Origin of the sequence: Pseudomonas sp. Ag1, assembly GCF_000278565.1 — a bacterium.
In the GTDB taxonomy this organism is placed as follows: Bacteria; Pseudomonadota; Gammaproteobacteria; order Pseudomonadales; family Pseudomonadaceae; genus Aquipseudomonas.
Genome location: NZ_AKVH01000096.1, coordinates 108,254 through 124,751, shown reverse-complemented (window position 1 = coordinate 124,751; position 16,498 = coordinate 108,254). Strand labels below are relative to the sequence as shown.

Genomic DNA, 16,498 nt, shown 5'->3' with positions numbered 1-16,498 from the left:
GCGTGGGAATGCATCCCGTGACGCTCCGCGTCACCCCTGCGCAAGACTTGAACGTTGCAGCGCCGGTTGGACGCGGAGCGTCCGAGGCGGCGTTCCCACGCAGAGCGTGGGAACGATCAGCCGGCTCCCACCTTAATAATCGTCGCCTCTTTCCGTCACATCCCGCTCCACCGGCCCCGCGTCCGGGTCGTAGCCCACCGGGAACTTGCCCTTCAGCGTCCAGGCAAACGCGATGATCTCGGCGACGGTGCGGTACAACTCTTCCGGGATGCTGTCGCCCAACTCCATGCGTGCCAGTAATTTGACCAGCTCGGCATTTTCGTAAATCGGGACTTCGTTCTCCCGGGCCAGCTTGAGGATGGCTTCGGCCAGGGCATCGTCGCCCTTGGCGGTCAGGGTCGGCGCTTGTTGCCCGTCGTATTTGAGGGCGATGGCCTGGCGGGGCGGGTTGGGGTTTTTCATGCGGTTTCATCCACCCAGCGTTGTTCAAGCCCGGTTTTCGGGCCCCGTGGTGGGGTACCGAGGTGGCAGTCGAGGTCGCCGACGTTGAGTCCCGACGACACCAGGCGCTCGCGCAGGCTGCCCAGGTGGCTTTCGATCAGGCTGGCGGTGAAGGGCCGGGTCGCCCACAACTGGCTCGACAGTTTGCCCTGGCTCAGTTGCGCCTGGACCTGCAACGGGCCGAGCGGCTCCATGTCGAGCGCCATTTCCACGCGCCAGAGCATTTGCTTGGGATCCTTGCTGTCCTTGCGTTCCGGCTGTTCCTTGTCGGGCGCCGGTTCTTCCCGCTGGAACTTGACCTGCAACGGCACGATGTCCTGCAAGGTGCGCATGGGGATTTCCAGCTGCCAGGTGGTCAAGAGCTTGCCGTCGGCGGTGGTACCGGTCTGCTCCAGGCTCGACAGCTGATGGCTTTGCAGGCGGGAGATGGCCCCGGCGGCCAGGCGCAGCAGGTTTTCCAGGTCACTTTCACCTTCCAGGCGTTGCATCAGCCGATCGGGCAGCGGAAAGCCTGCGGGCGCCTGCCTGGCGCCGACCTGGCCGAGGGTGCCCAGCGGGCTGCGTACGAAGCTGGGCAGCAACTGCGCCAGGGTGTTGGCAGCGAGGATCGCATTCAGATTGGTGCTGGCGGGCAGGGATGGCAGCAGGTCGGCGACGAAGCGCAGCAGCGCGCCTTTCATGTCCAGCGGCGGTATCTGCGGGTTTTGCCCGGCCAGCAACTTGGCTTCGAGGAAGGTCCCGCTGTTCTGGATCAGTTGCGCCAGCACCTTGGGGTTGCTGGCCTGGGCCAGGTCGGGCAGGCCGGCGAGCAAACGCTCGGCGGCGGCGCGCAGGTCGGCCCCGGTGCTGTCGCTGCTGGTCGCCGGCAGGCTTTGCAGCGCGGTGAACACCACGTCCAGCGAGCCCTGGCGGCTTTGCTGGGTGGAGAGTTGCTGGGCCACGGCCAATTGGTCCTGGCGCCCGCTCAGCGGTACAAAGCTCAAGGTCTGCGCACTTTGCACCACGGCGCTGAGCAGGCTGCCGACGCGCAAGGGCTGCGGGCTTTCGACGGTCAGGGTCGCGCCGCTGAGGACGTTATTGAGCACCGACACCAGTGAGCGATACACCACCGGCTGGTTGGCGCCCTGTGGCAGCGCCTGGGTGGTCAGCACCTTGCCTTGCAGCAGGGTGCCCACCGGTAACTGGCTGGTATCGATACGCGTCAGCGCAGCGACGCTGGAACTCAGGGCCTGCTGCAGGCTGATGGACAAATTGCCCGACGGCGTCTGGCTGACTTCCACCTGAGTACCCAGCGGCAGCGGCTGGCTGCTGCTGGCCTGCACCAGGGTTTGCCGGCCGCCTTCCAGGGTCAGCTTGAGCAGCAACTGAAATGCATCGCCGCCTTGTTTCAGTGCCAGCACCTCGGCATTTACGGTTTTTCCGGGATCGATCAGGCCGGTCTGCGGCTCCAGCAGTTTCAGCAACTCGCCCGCTGCAGGCGCGGGCGCAGGCCCGGCCGGAAGCGTCGGGGGGAGCGTGGGAAGATTGATCTCACCGGTCATCGTGCGCGCCGTCTCAGGGGAAATTGCCCTCTTTAGAGTAGGGCATCACATGTATAATGCCGCCCGTCTTCAAAGAGAGCGTTAAAAACAACACAACTGATTGATCCAGCTCTCTAAAAACGGTCGCCAAAGCAGTTAATGTGCATCTCTTTAACGGCCGTTCCACCGCCGACTTGAACCGTAAAGGCCCGCGATCTCTTGACCAGCCCTCTTCTAGAAGCCGTAGCGCTCGCCTGTGAACGTGACCTGCGGATGCTGTTCGAACACCTCGAACTGCGTCTGGCGGGCGGCGACATGGTGCAGGTCAGCGGCCCCAACGGCAGCGGCAAGACCAGCCTGTTGCGCCTGCTGGCCGGGCTGATGCAGCCGACGGCGGGCGAAGTGCGGCTCAACGGCAAACCGTTGCACGAGCAGCGCACCGAGCTGGCGCGCAACCTGATCTGGATCGGCCACGCCGCCGGAATCAAGGATGTGCTTACCGCTGAAGAAAACCTCAGTTGGCTCAGCGCCCTGCATCATCCCGCCAGCCGCGAGACGATCTGGCAGGCGCTGGCCGCGGTTGGCCTCAAGGGTTTCGAAGACGTTCCCTGCCACACCCTGTCCGCCGGCCAGCAGCGCCGCGTGGCCCTGGCCCGTTTGTATCTGGACGGCCCGCCGCTATGGATTCTCGACGAACCCTTCACCGCCCTCGACAAACAAGGCGTTGCCCAATTGGAAGAACACCTTGCCGCGCACTGCGAGCAGGGCGGCATGGTTGTCCTGACCACTCACCACACCTTGACGCGCATGCCCGCCGGTTACCGCGACCTCGACCTGGGCCGGTGGGCGGTATGAGCGTATTTGCCCTGTTGGTCGCCCGCGAAGCGCGGTTACTCTGTCGCCGTCCGGCCGAATTGGCCAACCCGCTGGTGTTCTTCGCGATTGTGATCGCGCTGTTCCCGTTGGCGGTGGGCCCCGAGACTAAACTGTTGCAAACCTTGTCTCCGGGACTGGTCTGGGTGGCGGCGCTTTTGTCAGTCCTGCTCTCGCTGGACGGGCTGTTTCGCAGTGATTTTGAAGACGGTTCCCTCGAACAGTGGGTCCTTTCGTCGCACCCCCTGCCACTTCTGGTATTGGCCAAGGTACTGGCACACTGGGCGTTTTCCGGCCTGGCGCTGGTATTGCTCGCGCCGCTGCTGGCGATGATGCTGGGGTTGCCCACCGAATGCCTGCCGGTGTTGCTCCTTTCCTTGTTGCTTGGCACGCCGGTTCTCAGTCTACTGGGCGCCGTAGGTGCGGCACTGACCGTCGGTTTGAAACGCGGTGGCCTGTTGTTGGCCCTGCTGATCTTGCCTTTGTATATCCCGGTGTTGATCCTGGGCAGCGGCGCGTTGCAAGCCGCGCTCCAGGGCATGCCGGCGACCGGTTACCTCCTGTGGCTTGGCAGCCTGGCCGCCCTGGCGGTAACCCTGACACCCTTTGCTATAGCGGCTGGCCTGAAGATAAGCGTCGGCGAATAATGAGGTCTGGTTAAGCGATAGAACCTTAACCAGTAAAGACCCTAAGCTTCTCGCAACGACGAGAAGCAACCGTGATGGAAACAGCATGAACTGGACCTGGTTTCACAAGCTCGGCTCGCCCAAATGGTTTTACGGCATCAGTGGCAAACTGCTGCCGTGGTTGAGCATCGCCGCGGTATTGCTGATCGGCATCGGCCTGGTCTGGGGCCTGGCCTTCGCGCCGCCGGACTATCAGCAAGGCAACAGCTTTCGCATCATCTACATCCACGTGCCTGCCGCGATGCTGGCCCAGTCCTGCTACGTGATGCTGGCGGTGTGCGGCATCGTCGGCCTGGTGTGGAAGATGAAACTGGCGGATGTGGCCCTGCAATGCGCCGCGCCCATCGGTGCCTGGATGACCGCCGTGGCGCTGGTCACCGGCGCGATCTGGGGCAAGCCGACCTGGGGTTCGTGGTGGGTATGGGATGCGCGACTCACCTCGATGCTGATCCTGCTGTTCCTGTACTTCGGCCTGATTGCCCTGGGCAACGCCATCAGCAACCGTGACAGCGCCGCCAAGGCCTGCGCGGTGCTGGCGATCGTCGGCGTGATCAACATCCCGATCATCAAATACTCGGTGGAGTGGTGGAACACCCTGCACCAGGGCGCCACCTTCACCCTCACCGAAAAGCCGGCAATGCCCGTGGAAATGTGGGCGCCGCTGCTGCTGATGGTGCTGGGGTTCTACTGCTTCTTCGGCGCCGTGCTGCTGATGCGCATGCGCCTCGAAGTGCTCAAGCGTGAAGCCCGCACCAGTTGGGTCAAGGCCGAAGTACAAAACAGCCTGGGAGCCCGTGGATGAGCTTCAACTCTTTCAGTGATTTTCTCGCCATGGGCCATCACGCCCTGTACGTCTGGACGGCCTATGGCATTTGCCTGGCGGTGCTGGCCCTCAACGTCGCCGCGCCGATCCTGGCCCGCAAGCGTTACCTGCAACAAGAGGCGCGTCGTTTGCGCCGGGAGACCGAAAAGTGAATCCGCTGCGTAGAAAGCGTCTGTTGATCATCCTGGCCATCATGGCCGGTGTCGGCATTGCCGTGACCCTGGCCCTGAGCGCCCTGCGGGAGAACATCAACCTGTTCTACACCCCGACCCAGATCGCCAACGGCGAAGCGCCGCTGGACACCCGAATCCGTGCCGGTGGCATGGTCGAGAAAGGCTCGTTGCAACGCTCCGGCGACTCCCTGGACGTCAAGTTCATCGTCACCGACTTCAACAAATCCGTGACCATCACCTACCGCGGCATCCTCCCGGACCTGTTCCGCGAAGGGCAGGGCATCGTCGCCCTCGGCAAGCTCAACGCCGACGGCGTGGTAGTGGCCGACGAAGTGCTGGCCAAGCACGATGAAAAATACATGCCGCCGGAAGTCACCAAGGCCCTCAAAGACAGCGGCCAATCCGCCCCGACCCCCGCCAAGGAGGGCTAAGTCATGACGTCCGCACTGTTTATTCCGGAGTTGGGCCAACTGGCGATGATCCTCGCCCTGTGCTTTGCCATCGTCCAGGCCGTGGTCCCGTTGCTGGGCGCCTGGCGCGGTGACCGCCTGTGGATGAGCCTGGCCCAGCCGGCTGCCTGGGGCCAGTTCGCCTTTCTGGTATTCGCCTTCGGTTGCCTGACCTACGCCTTCATGACCGACGACTTTTCTGTCGCCTACGTCGCCAATAACTCCAACAGCGCCTTGCCCTGGTACTACAAGTTCAGCGCCGTGTGGGGCGCCCACGAAGGTTCGTTGCTGCTGTGGGCATTGATCCTCGGCGGCTGGACCTTTGCCGTCTCGATCTTCTCCCGCCAACTGCCGCAGGTGATGCTGGCCCGGGTGCTGGCGGTGATGGGCATGATCAGCATCGGCTTCCTGCTGTTCCTGATCATGACCTCCAACCCGTTCACCCGCATCCTGCCGCAGATCCCGGTCGACGGGCACGACCTCAACCCGCTGCTGCAAGACATCGGCCTTATCGTGCACCCGCCGATGCTCTACATGGGCTACGTCGGTTTCTCGGTCGCCTTCGCCTTCGCCATCGCCGCCTTGCTCGGCGGGCGTCTCGATGCCGCCTGGGCGCGCTGGTCGCGGCCGTGGACCATCGTCGCCTGGGCATTCCTCGGCATCGGCATCACCCTGGGCTCGTGGTGGGCCTACTACGAACTCGGCTGGGGCGGCTGGTGGTTCTGGGACCCGGTGGAAAACGCCTCCTTCATGCCCTGGCTGGTGGGCACCGCGCTGATTCACTCGCTGGCAGTCACGGAAAAACGCGGCGTGTTCAAAAGCTGGACCGTGTTGCTGGCCATCGCCGCGTTTTCCCTGAGCCTGCTGGGTACGTTCCTGGTGCGTTCCGGCGTACTGACCTCGGTGCACGCGTTTGCCTCCGACCCGGAGCGCGGCGTGTTCATCCTGATCTTCCTGCTGTTCGTGGTCGGCGGTTCGCTGACGCTGTTCGCCCTGCGTGCGCCAGTGGTCAAGAGCCACGTGGGCTTCAACCTCTGGTCCCGGGAAACCCTGCTGCTGGGCAATAACCTGGTGCTGGTGGTGGCGGCCTCGATGATTCTGCTCGGTACCCTGTACCCGCTGGTGCTGGATGCCCTGAGCGGCGCCAAGCTGTCCGTCGGCCCGCCGTACTTCAACGCGCTGTTCATCCCGTTGATGGCGCTGCTGATGGTGGTGATGGCGGTCGGCGTACTGGTGCGCTGGAAAGACACCCCGGTGAAATGGCTGGTGGGCATGCTCACCCCGGTACTGCTCGGCAGCGCCGCGCTGGCCGTGATCGCCGGTATTGCCTACGGCGACTTCAACTGGGCCGTGCTTGCCACCTTCATGCTCGCGGCCTGGGTATTGCTGGCCGGTGTACGCGACCTGATCGACAAGACCCGCCACAAAGGTTTGATCAAAGGCTTGCCGACCATGACCCGCAGTTACTGGGGCATGCAGGTCGCCCACATCGGCATCGCCGTGTGCGCCCTGGGTGTGGTGTTGTCCAGCCAGAACAGCGCCGAGCGCGACCTGCGCCTGGCCCCCGGCGAGTCCATGGACCTGGCCGGCTACCACTTCATTTTCGAAGGCGCCAAGCACTTCGAAGGGCCGAACTTCACCTCCGACAAAGGCACCGTACGCGTTGTGCGCAACGGCAAGGAAGTGGCGGTGCTGCACCCGGAAAAACGCCTGTACACCGTACAAAGCTCGATGATGACCGAAGCCGGGATCGACGCCGGTTTCACCCGCGACCTCTACGTCGCCCTGGGTGAACCGTTGGGCGATGGCGCCTGGGCCGTGCGGGTCCACGTCAAACCGTTTGTGCGCTGGATCTGGTTCGGCGGCCTGCTCACCGGCTTCGGTGGTTTGCTGGCAGCGATGGACCGGCGCTACCGGGTCAAGGTCAAGAGCCGGGTGCGTGAAGCCCTCGGTCTGCAAGGAGCGCCAGTATGAAGCGTTGGTTGATGGTGTTACCGCTGGCGGCGTTTCTGGTGGTGGCGGTGTTCCTGTATCGCGGGCTGTACCTGGACCCGGCCGAGCTGCCGTCGGCAATGATCGGCAAGCCATTTCCGGCGTTCTCGCTGCCGACCGTGCAGGGCGACAAGACCCTGACTCAGGCTGACTTGCTGGGCAAGCCGGCACTGGTCAACGTGTGGGGCACCTGGTGCATTTCCTGCCGCGTGGAGCATCCGGTGCTGAACAAGCTGGCGGAGAAGGGCGTGGTGATCTACGGCATCAACTACAAGGACGACAATGCTGCCGCCCTGAAGTGGCTGGCTGAATTCCACAACCCGTACCAGCTGGATATCCGCGACGAAGACGGCAACCTCGGGCTGAACCTTGGTGTGTACGGCGCTCCGGAAACCTTCTTCATCGACGCCAAGGGCGTGATCCGCGACAAGTACGTGGGCGTGATCGACGAAGTGGTGTGGCGCGAGCAACTGGCCGCCAAGTACCAGGCGCTGGTGGATGAGGCCAAGCCATGAAGCGTTGGTTAGCCGCCGCTGTGTTGGGCTTGAGCATGGTCGGCGTGGCCCACGCCGCCATCGACACTTACGAATTTGCCAAGGACGGAGACCGCGAGCGTTTTCGCGAGCTGACCAAGGAGCTGCGCTGCCCCAAGTGCCAGAACCAGGACATCGCCGACTCCAACGCACCGATCGCCGCCGACCTGCGCAAAGAGATTTTCCGCATGCTCGGCGAGGGCAAGGACAATCAGCAGATCATCGACTTCATGGTCGACCGCTACGGTGACTTCGTGCGCTACAAGCCGGCGCTCACCGGCAAGACAGCGCTGCTGTGGTTCGGCCCCGCCGGGTTGTTGCTCACAGGCTTAGTCGTTATGGCGGTGATTGTGCGCCGCCGTCGTGTCGCCCCGGCCGATGGCTCGGACTCGCTTTCCGTCGATGAGCGTCAACGCCTCGACCAACTGCTGGACAAAAAAACTGATGATTGATTTCTGGCTCGCAGCAGGTCTGCTGCTTCTGATTGCCTTGAGTTTCCTGCTGATCCCGGTGTTACGCGGCCGCCGTGCCCAGCGTGAAGAGGATCGCACTGCATTGAACGTGGCGCTGTACCAGGAACGCGTGGCGGAACTGCAAACCCAGCAGACCGAAGGCGTGCTGGATGCGGCCCAACTGGACAGCGGTCGCGCTGAAGCGGCCCGTGAGTTGCTGGCGGATACCGAGGGTGTGGAAAAGCCCCGGGAATCGCGCCTCGGCAAACCGTTGCCGTTGCTCGCGGCGTTTCTGGTGCCGGTGCTGGGCGTGGCGCTGTACCTGCATTACGGTGCCAGCGACAAGGTCGAACTGACCCGCGAATTCTCCCAGCCGCCGGTGTCCATGGAAGACATGACCCGCCGCCTGGAGCGCGCCGCAGCGGCCCAGCCGGACTCGCCGGAAGGCCTGTATTTCCTCGGTCGCGCCTACATGGCCCAGGACCGTTCCGCCGATGCGGCCAAAGTCTTCGAGCGCACCGTGGCCCTGGCCGGTCGCCAGCCCGAGTTGCTCGGCCAGTGGGCCCAGGCCCAGTACTTTGCCGACAACAAACAGTGGTCGCCCAAGGTCCAGGCCCTGACCGACGAAGCACTGAAACTTGATCCGAAAGAAGTCACCAGCCTCGGCCTGCTGGGCATCGCCGCCTTTGAAGGCCAGCGTTATCAGGAAGCGATCGACTACTGGAACCGCCTGCTGGCGCAACTGCCACCGGACGACAATTCCCGTGCCGCGCTGCAAGGCGGGATCGATCGGGCCGCCGAGAAGCTCAAGGAGAGCGGCGGCGTGGCGCCCGTGAAGGCAGAAAAACAGATGCAAGTGCGGGTGGACCTGGCCGCCGATGTGAAGGCCAAGGCCTCGCCGACCGACAGCGTGTTCATCTTCGCCCGTGCCGTCAAAGGCCCGCCGGCGCCCCTGGCCGCCAAACGCGTGACCGTGGCCGACCTGCCGATCACCGTCGAGCTGGGCGACAGCGACGCGATGATGCCGCAGTTGAAACTGTCCAACTTTCCCGAAGTCCAACTGGTTGCGCGCATATCCCGGGCAGGTGTTCCCACAGCTGGCGAGTGGATCGGCCGCAGCCAACCCCTGGCCAGCAGCACCACTGCGCTGCAGCAGCTGACCATCGACAGTCCGGACCAATAATTCGAGGAAATGCCCATGACCGCTATCGCACGTATCACCCTGCTCAGCCTGGTACTGGGGTTGAGTGCTTGTGCGGTCCATCGGCCTCCGTCGCCTACCGGGCCGACTATTCCACCGACAGGGCCGTCGACCCAGCCGAGCACCCAGCCCTCGAGCCCGGTGATCAAACCGTCGAAGCCGGTGCCGAGCTCCTCGCCGACCTTCGCACCGCCACCGGGTGCGGCCAGTCACTGGGACGGGAAGATGCAGGTGTACGTGCTGGACGAACAGCCGGATACGTTCTACCGCCAGCGCACCTACTACCGCTGGAGCAACGGCTGGAGCCGGTCCATCAGCCCGAACGGGCCTTGGGAAGAGACCGATGTCCATGGCGTACCGCCGGGGTTGAGCAAGCAGTACGCGCAATGAAAAAAGGCGACCTTCGGGTCGCCTTTTTCATGGCTGGTTTGGAATACAGTCCACCCAACAACAAAGCTCAAATGTGGGAGCGGGCTTGCTCGCGAATACGGCGTGTCAGCCAACAAATCGGGCACTGATATACCGTATTCGCGAGCAAGCCCGCTCCCACATTTTGAATCTCGTTTGATTTGAAATTACGTCAGCTCCTCAGTCTGCCTGGGCGCGCTTGTCCAGTGGATCACCCCGGCAATCACCCCCAGCATCACCCCAAACTCCACAATCCCCATCCAGCCCAACCGCGCCATTAACCAGCCGCTGACTGTCGCCCCCACCGCACCGCCAAAAAACGTCGCCGTCATGTACAAACTATTGATGCGGCCCTGGGCTTTCGGGTCCACTGCAAACGCCCGGGTCTGGTTGGAAACCAGGCCCGACTGCACGCCGATATCCAGCACGATCACCCCCAGCACCAGCAAGATAATCGAAGTCTCGGCACCCGCCAGCAGCAGGAACGCCAAGGTCACAATCCCGATACTCGCCCCAATCACCTTGCGCGAACCCAGCCTGTCGGAAGCCCGCCCACCGAGCGACGCCGCCAACGCACCCGCCGCACCGATAATCCCGAAGCCACCGGCCCAGGCACTGCCCAATTGCCATGGCCCATGAGCCAACAGTGCTGCCAGATTCACCCAAAACGCATTGAAGCAAGCCCACAACAACGCCTGCACCATCATTGATTGGCGAATCGGGCTGTTGTCGCGCATCAGCGGCCACAGCGAAGTCAGCAGGCGAGGGTAGGACAGGTTGGTGCTCGGCACGCCTTGTGGCAGCAGCCTGGCGGCACCGATCCACACCGGGATCATGAAGGCCGCCTCCATCGCGTACACCGCCCGCCAGCCATAAGCCTCACCGACTACGCCGGCGATCGTGCGCCCGAGCAGGATGCCGACCATGATCCCGCTGACCACCGTGCCCACATTGCGCCCGCGTTCGTGGGGCTGCGACATCACCGCCGCGAACGGCACCAGTTGCTGCGGTACACAGCTCACAATCCCCAAGCCGAAAGACGCCCCGATCAGCGCCCAGATGCCCGGTGAAAACGCCGCCGCCAGGGCGAAACAGAACGCCAGGGCGATCTGCCCCAGCACCAGCTTGCGGCGTTCAAAACGGTCGCCCATCGGCAGCAGCAACGCCAGCCCGGTAGCAAAACCCAGCAGGGCGGAACCGGCCACCAGATCCACGGTGGTCACGTCCACGCCCATGTCCGAAGCGATCAGCGGCAGGATCGGCTGGGTGCAGTAAATATTGGTAATCACCGCGCCGGCGATCACCGCCATCATGATGATCTTGCCGCGCGGCGCGACCGCAGGCGCTGTGGAAGGTTGGGATGTCATCGGCAGGCCACTCACGGCGCTCTCCTTCAATGCAGATCTCCGGGAAGGAGATGAGTGGCCAACGTTACGCACTCGCGCTTGGCAGGATAATCCCCTAGGATTTGGAATCATCCTTCCAAAATTTGATAGGTTGCCATGAACCGTCTTGAATCCATGTCCATCTTCGTTGCCGTGGTTGATGCAGGCAGCCTGACCGCTGCGGCGCGGCGCCTCGACATGCCGCTGGCCAGCGTCAGCCGCAAGGTGGCTGAACTTGAGACGCACCTGAAAACCCGCCTGCTGCACCGCACCACGCGCCAGCTGTCGTTGACCGATGCGGGCGCCTCTTACCTCGACGCGTGCCGGCGCATTCTTGAAGACATCAGCGAGGCCGAGCGCGCGGCCACTGGCGAATATTCCCAGCCCCGGGGCGAACTGGTCGTTACCGCGCCAGTGGTCTTCGGGCGGCTGCACATCGTGCCGGTGGTGGCGGAATTCCTCGCGCAGTACCCGGAGATCGACATCAACCTGATCCTCACCGACCGCGTCGTGCACCTGATGGAAGAACACTGCGACGTCGCGGTGCGCATTGGCGAGTTGCCCGACAGCTCGCTCAAGGCCATGCAGGTGGGCGCGGTGCGGCGGGTGGTGTGCGCCAGCCCGGCATACCTGGCCGCTCGCGGCATACCCGCTGAGCCCCAGGACTTGGCGGGGCATGACTGCATCACCTTCGAAGTGCTGGCGTCCCAAGGGGCGTGGGGATTTGGCGCAGGTAAAACCGGGCTCTCGGTACCGGTGCATTCGCGGTTGTCGGTGAACACCGCAGAAGCAGCGATTGCAGCGGCGACGTTAGGAGTGGGGGTGATTCGGGTGTTGTCGTATCAGGTGGCGGATGCGCTGCGGGAAGAGGCGTTGGCGGTGGTAATTGAGGCGTTCGAGTCGGCACCGCTGCCCATTAGCCTGGTGCACAAAGGTCAGTCGCCGTTGCCGCTGAAGCTGCGGGCGTTTCTGGATTTTGTGATGCCGCGATTGCGCGCCCGCATCGCTCAATAACACCGACGAATTTGGACCTGATGAATCAAAATGTGGGAGCTGGCTTGCCTGCGATAGCGGTGTATCAGGTTTTGAAACTGTTGCTGATCCACCGCTATCGCGGGCAAGCCCGGCTCCCACATTGGATTTACGTTGCCAGTTGGATCTCGGCAAGGCGCGGCTTTAGAAACTCCAGGGCATCTTTAAACACCTGATGCCACTCTTCTGACGGTTCGCTCGCCAGCGGGGGCCAGAAGAACTGGAACTCGTGGCCGCCATCATCCTTTGCAAAATGGGTCCAGGTATCTGGCAGGTCTTCAGGGATCAGGCATTGATGAAAGGCCCATGTATGCCCCGTGGACGCTGAGTGCCAAGTGCCCAGGTCACGTATCACCTTGCCGGTTATCCCGGCCTCTTCAAGCAACTCTCTAACTGCCGCAACCTCGGTACTTTCGCCAGGCTCCACGCTGCCCTTGACCAGTTGAAGACCTGCCAGTGGGTGTTTGAAGGCGAGGATTTCCAGGGATTGGCGGGTTCGCAGGATGACCGGACATGCCTTGTCTTTTCCCATCACGTTGTCCTTTTGCACATATTGGCGGCCAGCTATTGCACCACAGTCCGGCACATTTCCAATGCCGGGCGAAGACCTTGTGGCGAGGGAGCAAGCTCCCTCGCCACAGGTTAGGTATGGATCGTTCCCACGCTCTGCGTGGGAATGCATCCCGTGACGCTCCGCGTCACCACTGCGCAAGACTTCAATGGACGCAGAGCGTCCGAGGCGGTATTCCCACGCAGAGCGTTGGGAACGATCAACGTCCTACAGCTACTTCCAACCTTTCATCAAACCTTCATCAAACGGTTTTACTCCAGTCATGTGCAAGTCATAGGGCTGACACAGCCCGCGCCTACTGTCGTTTGAACTCAAACGCAGCCACGGATGGCTGTTCAACCAGACAGAGAAGCCCATGACTCCAGCTATCCATGTCGATCATCTGAACAAGACCTTTGCGAAGAAATCCGCGCTGGTCGACCTCGAACTCACCGTTGCCACCGGTGAGATGGTCGCGCTGATTGGCGCTTCCGGCTCCGGCAAGTCCACCTTGCTGCGCCACCTCGCGGGCCTGGCCTGTTGCGACAAGAGCAACGGCGGCAGCGTCAAGGTGCTGGGCCGGGAAGTGCAGGCCAGCGGGCGGTTGAATGGCAAGGTGCGGCGCCTGCGCGCCGACATCGGCTACATCTTCCAGCAGTTCAACCTGGTCAACCGCCTGAGCGTGCTCGACAACGTACTGCTCGGTTGCCTGGGCCGCATGCCGCGCTGGCGCGGCAACCTCGGGTTGTTCAATGCCGAGGAAAAACAGTTCGCCATGGAATCCCTGGCCCGCGTCGGCCTGGCAGACCTGGCCAGCCAGCGCGCCTCCACCTTGTCCGGCGGCCAGCAGCAACGCGTGGCAATCGCCCGCGCTTTGACGCAACGCGCCGAAGTGATCCTGGCGGATGAACCCATCGCCTCCCTGGACCCAGAGTCGGCGCGCAAGGTCATGGAGATCCTCGCCGACATCAACGGCCGCGACGGCAAGACCGTGGTGGTCACCCTGCACCAAGTCGATTACGCCATGCGTTATTGCCCCCGAGCCGTGGCGCTCAAGGGCGGGCGGATTCACTTCGATGGCCAGGCCAGCGAGCTGAGCAGCCAGTTCCTCAACGATTTGTACGGTGCCGATGTGGACACCAGCCTGATGTTTTCCGACCAGACCCGCACACCCGTCGTCCCCGCACGGTTGGCCCTGGCCCGCGCTTGAAACCTTACTAACGACCCACAGGAATCCTCTCCATGTTGAACCGTATCGGTCATGTGTTTCTGTCTGCCGTGCTGCTTGCCAGCGTGGCCATGGGCACTGCCCAGGCCGCCGACAAGGCGATCAATTTCGGCATCATGTCCACCGAGTCTTCGCAGAACCTCAAGAGCATCTGGCAGCCCTTCCTGGATGACATGCACAAGAAGACCGGCCTCACCATCAACGCCACCTTCGCTTCCGACTACGCCGGCCTGATCCAGGGCATGCGCTTCAACAAAGTCGACGTGGCCTGGCTGGGCAACAAGGCCGCGATGGAAGCGGTGGACCGTTCCAACGGCGAAATCTTCGCCCAGACCGCCGCCGCCAACGGGGCTGCCGGTTACTGGAGCGTGCTGATCGTGCGCAAGGACAGCCCGATCAACAACGTCGATGACATGCTCAAGAACGCCAAGAACCTGACCTTCGGCAACGGTGACCCGAACTCCACTTCGGGCTACCTGGTACCCGGCTACTACGTGTTCGCCAAGAACCACGTCGACGCCGCCACCGCCTTCAAGCGCACCCTCAACTCCAGCCATGAAGTCAACGCATTGAGCGTGGCCAAGGGGCAGTTGGACGTCGCCACCTTCAACACCGAAAGCTGGGACCGCCTGGAAGTCACCCAGCCGGACAAGGCCGCCATGCTCAAGGTGATCTGGAAGTCGCCGCTGATCCCGGCCGACCCGATGGTGTGGAGCAAGGCCCTGAGCGACAGCGAGAAGACCAAGATCCGCGACTTCTTCGCCAACTACGGTGACACCGACGAAGAGAAGGCCGTGCTGAAGAACATGCAACTGGGCAAGTTCCTCAAGTCCAGCGACGACCAGCTGTTGCCGATCCGCCAACTGGAGCTGTTCAAGCAGCGCACCACCATCAGCGCCGACGACAAGCTGGAAGCGGCTGACAAGGCCAGGAAGCTTGCCGACATCGACGCCGACCTGGCCAAGCTGCAAGAGCGCATCACCGAACTAGACAAGAAGACCGCAGCCAACGGCTAACCCCCTGTAGGAATCGGGTTCATGTGGGAGCGGGCTTGCTCGCGAATACGGTGTGTCATTCAACGCATCCGGCGACTGAGTCACCGCATTCGCGAGCAAGCCCGCTCCCACATTAAGCCCAGTTCCAACCCTACACCGAGAGTGACCCATGACTACCTTGCATGCTGAAGCAGTGGGCAAAAGGACTTGGCCGCAATACCTGGGCTGGGGCCTGTTCCTGATCCTGCTGGCCTGGGCCTGGCACGGCGCCGAGATGAACCCGCTGGCGCTGTACCGCGATTCCGGAAACATGGCGACCTTCGCCGCCGACTTCTTCCCGCCGGACTTCCACGAATGGCGCTCCTACCTCAAGGAGATGATCGTCACCGTGCAAATCGCCCTCTGGGGCACGGTGCTGGCGATCGTCTGCTCGGTGCCCCTGGGCATCCTGTGCGCCGACAACATCACCCCATGGTGGATTCACCAGCCGCTGCGCCGGGTGATGGACGCCTTCCGTTCGATCAACGAAATGGTGTTCGCGATGTTGTTCGTGGTCGCCGTCGGCCTCGGTCCTTTTGCCGGTGTCCTAGCCTTGTGGATCAGCACCACCGGGGTCCTCGCCAAGCTGTTTGCCGAAGCCGTCGAAGCCATCGACCCGGGCCCCGTTGAAGGTGTGCGAGCCACCGGTGCCAGTGCCTTGCAGGAAGTGATCTACGGCGTGATCCCGCAAGTGATGCCGCTGTGGGTGTCCTACGCGCTCTACCGCTTCGAGGCCAACGTGCGTTCGGCGACGGTGGTGGGGATGGTCGGTGCCGGCGGGATCGGCGTGATCCTCTGGGAGAACATCCGCGCGTTCCAGTTCGTGCAGACCTGCGCGGTGCTGCTGGTGATCATCGTGGTGGTGAGCTGTATCGACGTGCTGTCCCAACGCCTGCGCAAGCAGTTCATCTGACGTCGGAGGGGTGCCCCAGGGCGCTTTTTTTAAGCATGCAGTTGTCTAGACAAGATGAGCCGGTGTACCGCGAACTCGCTGACATCCTGCGCCGCGAACTGAGCAGCTACCAGGCCGGTGAATTCCTGCCGGGCGAGGTGCAACTGGCTGAACGCTTCGGCGTCAACCGCCACACCCTGCGCCGCGCCATCGACGAGCTGGTGTTCGAAGGCAGCCTGTTGCGCCGCCAGGGCAAGGGCACCCAGGTGCTGGACCGCCCGCTGATTTACCCGATGGGCGCCGAGACCTCCTACAGCCAGTCCTTGTCGGCCCAAGGCGTGGGCGTGGAAGCGATGCTGCTCAAGCGCCGCTACTGCTTTGCCAGCCGCGAAGAGGCCCAGCAACTGGGCATCGCCGAGATGGCGCCGATGATCGAGCTGCAAACCCTGCGCAAGCTCGACCACCAGCCGGTCAGCCTGATCCGCCACCGTTACTGCGCCAGCCATGCGCCGCTGCTGGCGGACTACAACGGCGGCTCGCTGCGCCACTACCTGCGTGAGCGCGACATGCCGTTGACCCGTACCCAAAGCCTGATCGGCGCGCGTTTGCCCAACCGCGACGAAGCCGCACTGCTGATGATGCCCCGGCACTTGCCGGCGCTCACCGTATTCACCCTTTCCCGCGATCGCGACGGCCGCCCGGTGGAGCTGGCGCAGTCCACCAGCCGTTCGGATCGCTTCCAGTACCAAGTGGTGACCTGATGGAG

Annotated in this window: 19 protein-coding genes; 15 read left to right on the top strand and 4 right to left on the bottom strand. The window is 63.0% G+C overall.

Annotated elements, in window-relative coordinates; translation table 11 throughout:
• Positions 1 to 132: 132 nt before the first annotated feature.
• Entirely contained in the window at positions 133 to 462 is a 330-nt protein-coding gene (locus A462_RS17730; protein WP_003210638.1) for an EscU/YscU/HrcU family type III secretion system export apparatus switch protein, read from the bottom strand.
• Positions 459 to 2,042, bottom strand: coding sequence for a flagellar hook-length control protein FliK (gene fliK, locus A462_RS17735; protein WP_032899324.1), 1,584 nt, complete (start codon positions 2,040 to 2,042; stop codon positions 459 to 461). Before fliK ends, A462_RS17730 begins: the two co-directional genes overlap by 4 nt.
• A gap of 252 nt (positions 2,043 to 2,294) precedes the next feature.
• Here fliK and ccmA point away from each other — a divergent pair, with 252 nt between their 5' ends.
• From ccmA to A462_RS17785, 10 genes are all read left to right on the top strand, one after another.
• Positions 2,295 to 2,876, top strand: a complete 582-nt coding sequence (gene ccmA, locus A462_RS17740; RefSeq protein WP_238544232.1) for a cytochrome c biogenesis heme-transporting ATPase CcmA — start codon at positions 2,295 to 2,297, stop codon at positions 2,874 to 2,876.
• A complete protein-coding gene (gene ccmB, locus A462_RS17745; RefSeq protein ID WP_003210635.1) occupies positions 2,873 to 3,541 on the top strand; it encodes a heme exporter protein CcmB in 669 nt (222 codons plus the stop codon). The genes ccmA and ccmB overlap by 4 nt, the downstream gene beginning before the upstream one ends.
• An 85-nt stretch (positions 3,542 to 3,626) precedes the next feature.
• On the top strand, positions 3,627 to 4,382 hold the full coding sequence (locus A462_RS17750) for a heme ABC transporter permease (protein WP_008434790.1): 756 nt from the start codon (positions 3,627 to 3,629) through the stop codon (positions 4,380 to 4,382).
• Positions 4,379 to 4,555 (top strand): heme exporter protein CcmD, encoded by a 177-nt coding sequence (gene ccmD / locus A462_RS17755; protein WP_008434788.1) that lies wholly within the window; start codon positions 4,379 to 4,381, stop codon positions 4,553 to 4,555. Before A462_RS17750 ends, ccmD begins: the two co-directional genes overlap by 4 nt.
• Positions 4,552 to 5,007 (top strand): cytochrome c maturation protein CcmE, encoded by a 456-nt coding sequence (gene ccmE, locus A462_RS17760; RefSeq protein ID WP_008434786.1) that lies wholly within the window; start codon positions 4,552 to 4,554, stop codon positions 5,005 to 5,007. The genes ccmD and ccmE overlap by 4 nt, the downstream gene beginning before the upstream one ends.
• Positions 5,008 to 5,010: 3 nt before the next feature.
• Positions 5,011 to 6,999: a heme lyase CcmF/NrfE family subunit gene (locus A462_RS17765; protein WP_008434784.1), complete on the top strand. Its 1,989-nt coding sequence runs from the start codon at positions 5,011 to 5,013 to the stop codon at positions 6,997 to 6,999.
• Positions 6,996 to 7,532 carry a DsbE family thiol:disulfide interchange protein gene (locus tag A462_RS17770; RefSeq protein WP_008434782.1) on the top strand — a complete coding sequence of 179 codons (537 nt, stop codon included), beginning with the start codon at positions 6,996 to 6,998 and terminating at the stop codon, positions 7,530 to 7,532. Before A462_RS17765 ends, A462_RS17770 begins: the two co-directional genes overlap by 4 nt.
• On the top strand, positions 7,529 to 8,002 hold the full coding sequence (locus A462_RS17775; protein WP_003210629.1) for a cytochrome c-type biogenesis protein: 474 nt from the start codon (positions 7,529 to 7,531) through the stop codon (positions 8,000 to 8,002). The genes A462_RS17770 and A462_RS17775 overlap by 4 nt, the downstream gene beginning before the upstream one ends.
• Positions 7,995 to 9,185, top strand: coding sequence for a c-type cytochrome biogenesis protein CcmI (gene ccmI / locus A462_RS17780; protein ID WP_008434779.1), 1,191 nt, complete (start codon positions 7,995 to 7,997; stop codon positions 9,183 to 9,185). The genes A462_RS17775 and ccmI overlap by 8 nt, the downstream gene beginning before the upstream one ends.
• 15 nt (positions 9,186 to 9,200) lie before the next feature.
• Positions 9,201 to 9,593, top strand: coding sequence for a hypothetical protein (locus A462_RS17785; protein WP_008434777.1), 393 nt, complete (start codon positions 9,201 to 9,203; stop codon positions 9,591 to 9,593).
• A gap of 185 nt (positions 9,594 to 9,778) precedes the next feature.
• Here A462_RS17785 and A462_RS17790 read toward each other — a convergent pair whose 3' ends face one another.
• Positions 9,779 to 10,978, bottom strand: coding sequence for an MFS transporter (locus A462_RS17790; protein ID WP_085984644.1), 1,200 nt, complete (start codon positions 10,976 to 10,978; stop codon positions 9,779 to 9,781).
• A 135-nt stretch (positions 10,979 to 11,113) separates the two neighbouring features.
• Between A462_RS17790 and A462_RS17795 the strand changes: the two genes are divergently transcribed.
• On the top strand, positions 11,114 to 12,010 hold the full coding sequence (locus tag A462_RS17795; RefSeq protein ID WP_032899322.1) for a LysR family transcriptional regulator: 897 nt from the start codon (positions 11,114 to 11,116) through the stop codon (positions 12,008 to 12,010).
• Positions 12,011 to 12,137: 127 nt separating this feature from the next.
• On the opposite strand, the gene A462_RS17800 is transcribed toward A462_RS17795, so the two are convergent.
• Positions 12,138 to 12,560: an NUDIX hydrolase gene (locus tag A462_RS17800; RefSeq protein ID WP_008434774.1), complete on the bottom strand. Its 423-nt coding sequence runs from the start codon at positions 12,558 to 12,560 to the stop codon at positions 12,138 to 12,140.
• A 394-nt stretch (positions 12,561 to 12,954) separates the two neighbouring features.
• Here A462_RS17800 and phnC point away from each other — a divergent pair, with 394 nt between their 5' ends.
• The 4 genes from phnC (at position 12,955) to phnF (ending at position 16,493) form a co-directional block, all read left to right on the top strand.
• The gene (gene phnC, locus A462_RS17805) at positions 12,955 to 13,788 is read left to right on the top strand and encodes a phosphonate ABC transporter ATP-binding protein (RefSeq protein WP_003210623.1); all 834 of its coding nucleotides are present in this window, start codon (positions 12,955 to 12,957) and stop codon (positions 13,786 to 13,788) included.
• Between the two features lie 32 nt (positions 13,789 to 13,820).
• Complete coding sequence (phnD, locus tag A462_RS17810) at positions 13,821 to 14,822, top strand: phosphonate ABC transporter substrate-binding protein (RefSeq protein ID WP_003210622.1); 1,002 nt, start codon at positions 13,821 to 13,823, stop codon at positions 14,820 to 14,822.
• A 148-nt stretch (positions 14,823 to 14,970) separates the two neighbouring features.
• Positions 14,971 to 15,753, top strand: coding sequence for a phosphonate ABC transporter, permease protein PhnE (gene phnE / locus A462_RS17815; RefSeq protein WP_003210621.1), 783 nt, complete (start codon positions 14,971 to 14,973; stop codon positions 15,751 to 15,753).
• 35 nt (positions 15,754 to 15,788) lie between these two features.
• On the top strand, positions 15,789 to 16,493 hold the full coding sequence (gene phnF / locus A462_RS17820; protein WP_023659262.1) for a phosphonate metabolism transcriptional regulator PhnF: 705 nt from the start codon (positions 15,789 to 15,791) through the stop codon (positions 16,491 to 16,493).
• Positions 16,494 to 16,498 lie beyond the last annotated feature (5 nt).

Bases quoted from the DNA above. Each gene is read 5' to 3' on its own strand.
- phnE (WP_003210621.1), top strand. From the start codon at position 14,971: ATGACTACCTTGCATGCTGAAGCAGTGGGCAAAAGGACTTGGCCGCAA.
- ccmI (WP_008434779.1), top strand. From the start codon at position 7,995: ATGATTGATTTCTGGCTCGCAGCAGGTCTGCTGCTTCTGATTGCCTTG.
- A462_RS17730 (WP_003210638.1), bottom strand. From the start codon at position 462: ATGAAAAACCCCAACCCGCCCCGCCAGGCCATCGCCCTCAAATACGAC.
- ccmA (WP_238544232.1), top strand. From the start codon at position 2,295: ATGCTGTTCGAACACCTCGAACTGCGTCTGGCGGGCGGCGACATGGTG.
- A462_RS17795 (WP_032899322.1), top strand. From the start codon at position 11,114: ATGAACCGTCTTGAATCCATGTCCATCTTCGTTGCCGTGGTTGATGCA.
- A462_RS17750 (WP_008434790.1), top strand. From the start codon at position 3,627: ATGAACTGGACCTGGTTTCACAAGCTCGGCTCGCCCAAATGGTTTTAC.
- A462_RS17790 (WP_085984644.1), bottom strand. From the start codon at position 10,978: ATGACATCCCAACCTTCCACAGCGCCTGCGGTCGCGCCGCGCGGCAAG.
- A462_RS17800 (WP_008434774.1), bottom strand. From the start codon at position 12,560: ATGGGAAAAGACAAGGCATGTCCGGTCATCCTGCGAACCCGCCAATCC.
- phnF (WP_023659262.1), top strand. From the start codon at position 15,789: ATGCAGTTGTCTAGACAAGATGAGCCGGTGTACCGCGAACTCGCTGAC.
- A462_RS17765 (WP_008434784.1), top strand. From the start codon at position 5,011: ATGACGTCCGCACTGTTTATTCCGGAGTTGGGCCAACTGGCGATGATC.
- phnC (WP_003210623.1), top strand. From the start codon at position 12,955: ATGACTCCAGCTATCCATGTCGATCATCTGAACAAGACCTTTGCGAAG.
- fliK (WP_032899324.1), bottom strand. From the start codon at position 2,042: ATGACCGGTGAGATCAATCTTCCCACGCTCCCCCCGACGCTTCCGGCC.
- ccmD (WP_008434788.1), top strand. From the start codon at position 4,379: ATGAGCTTCAACTCTTTCAGTGATTTTCTCGCCATGGGCCATCACGCC.
- A462_RS17785 (WP_008434777.1), top strand. From the start codon at position 9,201: ATGACCGCTATCGCACGTATCACCCTGCTCAGCCTGGTACTGGGGTTG.
- A462_RS17770 (WP_008434782.1), top strand. From the start codon at position 6,996: ATGAAGCGTTGGTTGATGGTGTTACCGCTGGCGGCGTTTCTGGTGGTG.
- A462_RS17775 (WP_003210629.1), top strand. From the start codon at position 7,529: ATGAAGCGTTGGTTAGCCGCCGCTGTGTTGGGCTTGAGCATGGTCGGC.
- phnD (WP_003210622.1), top strand. From the start codon at position 13,821: ATGTTGAACCGTATCGGTCATGTGTTTCTGTCTGCCGTGCTGCTTGCC.
- ccmB (WP_003210635.1), top strand. From the start codon at position 2,873: ATGAGCGTATTTGCCCTGTTGGTCGCCCGCGAAGCGCGGTTACTCTGT.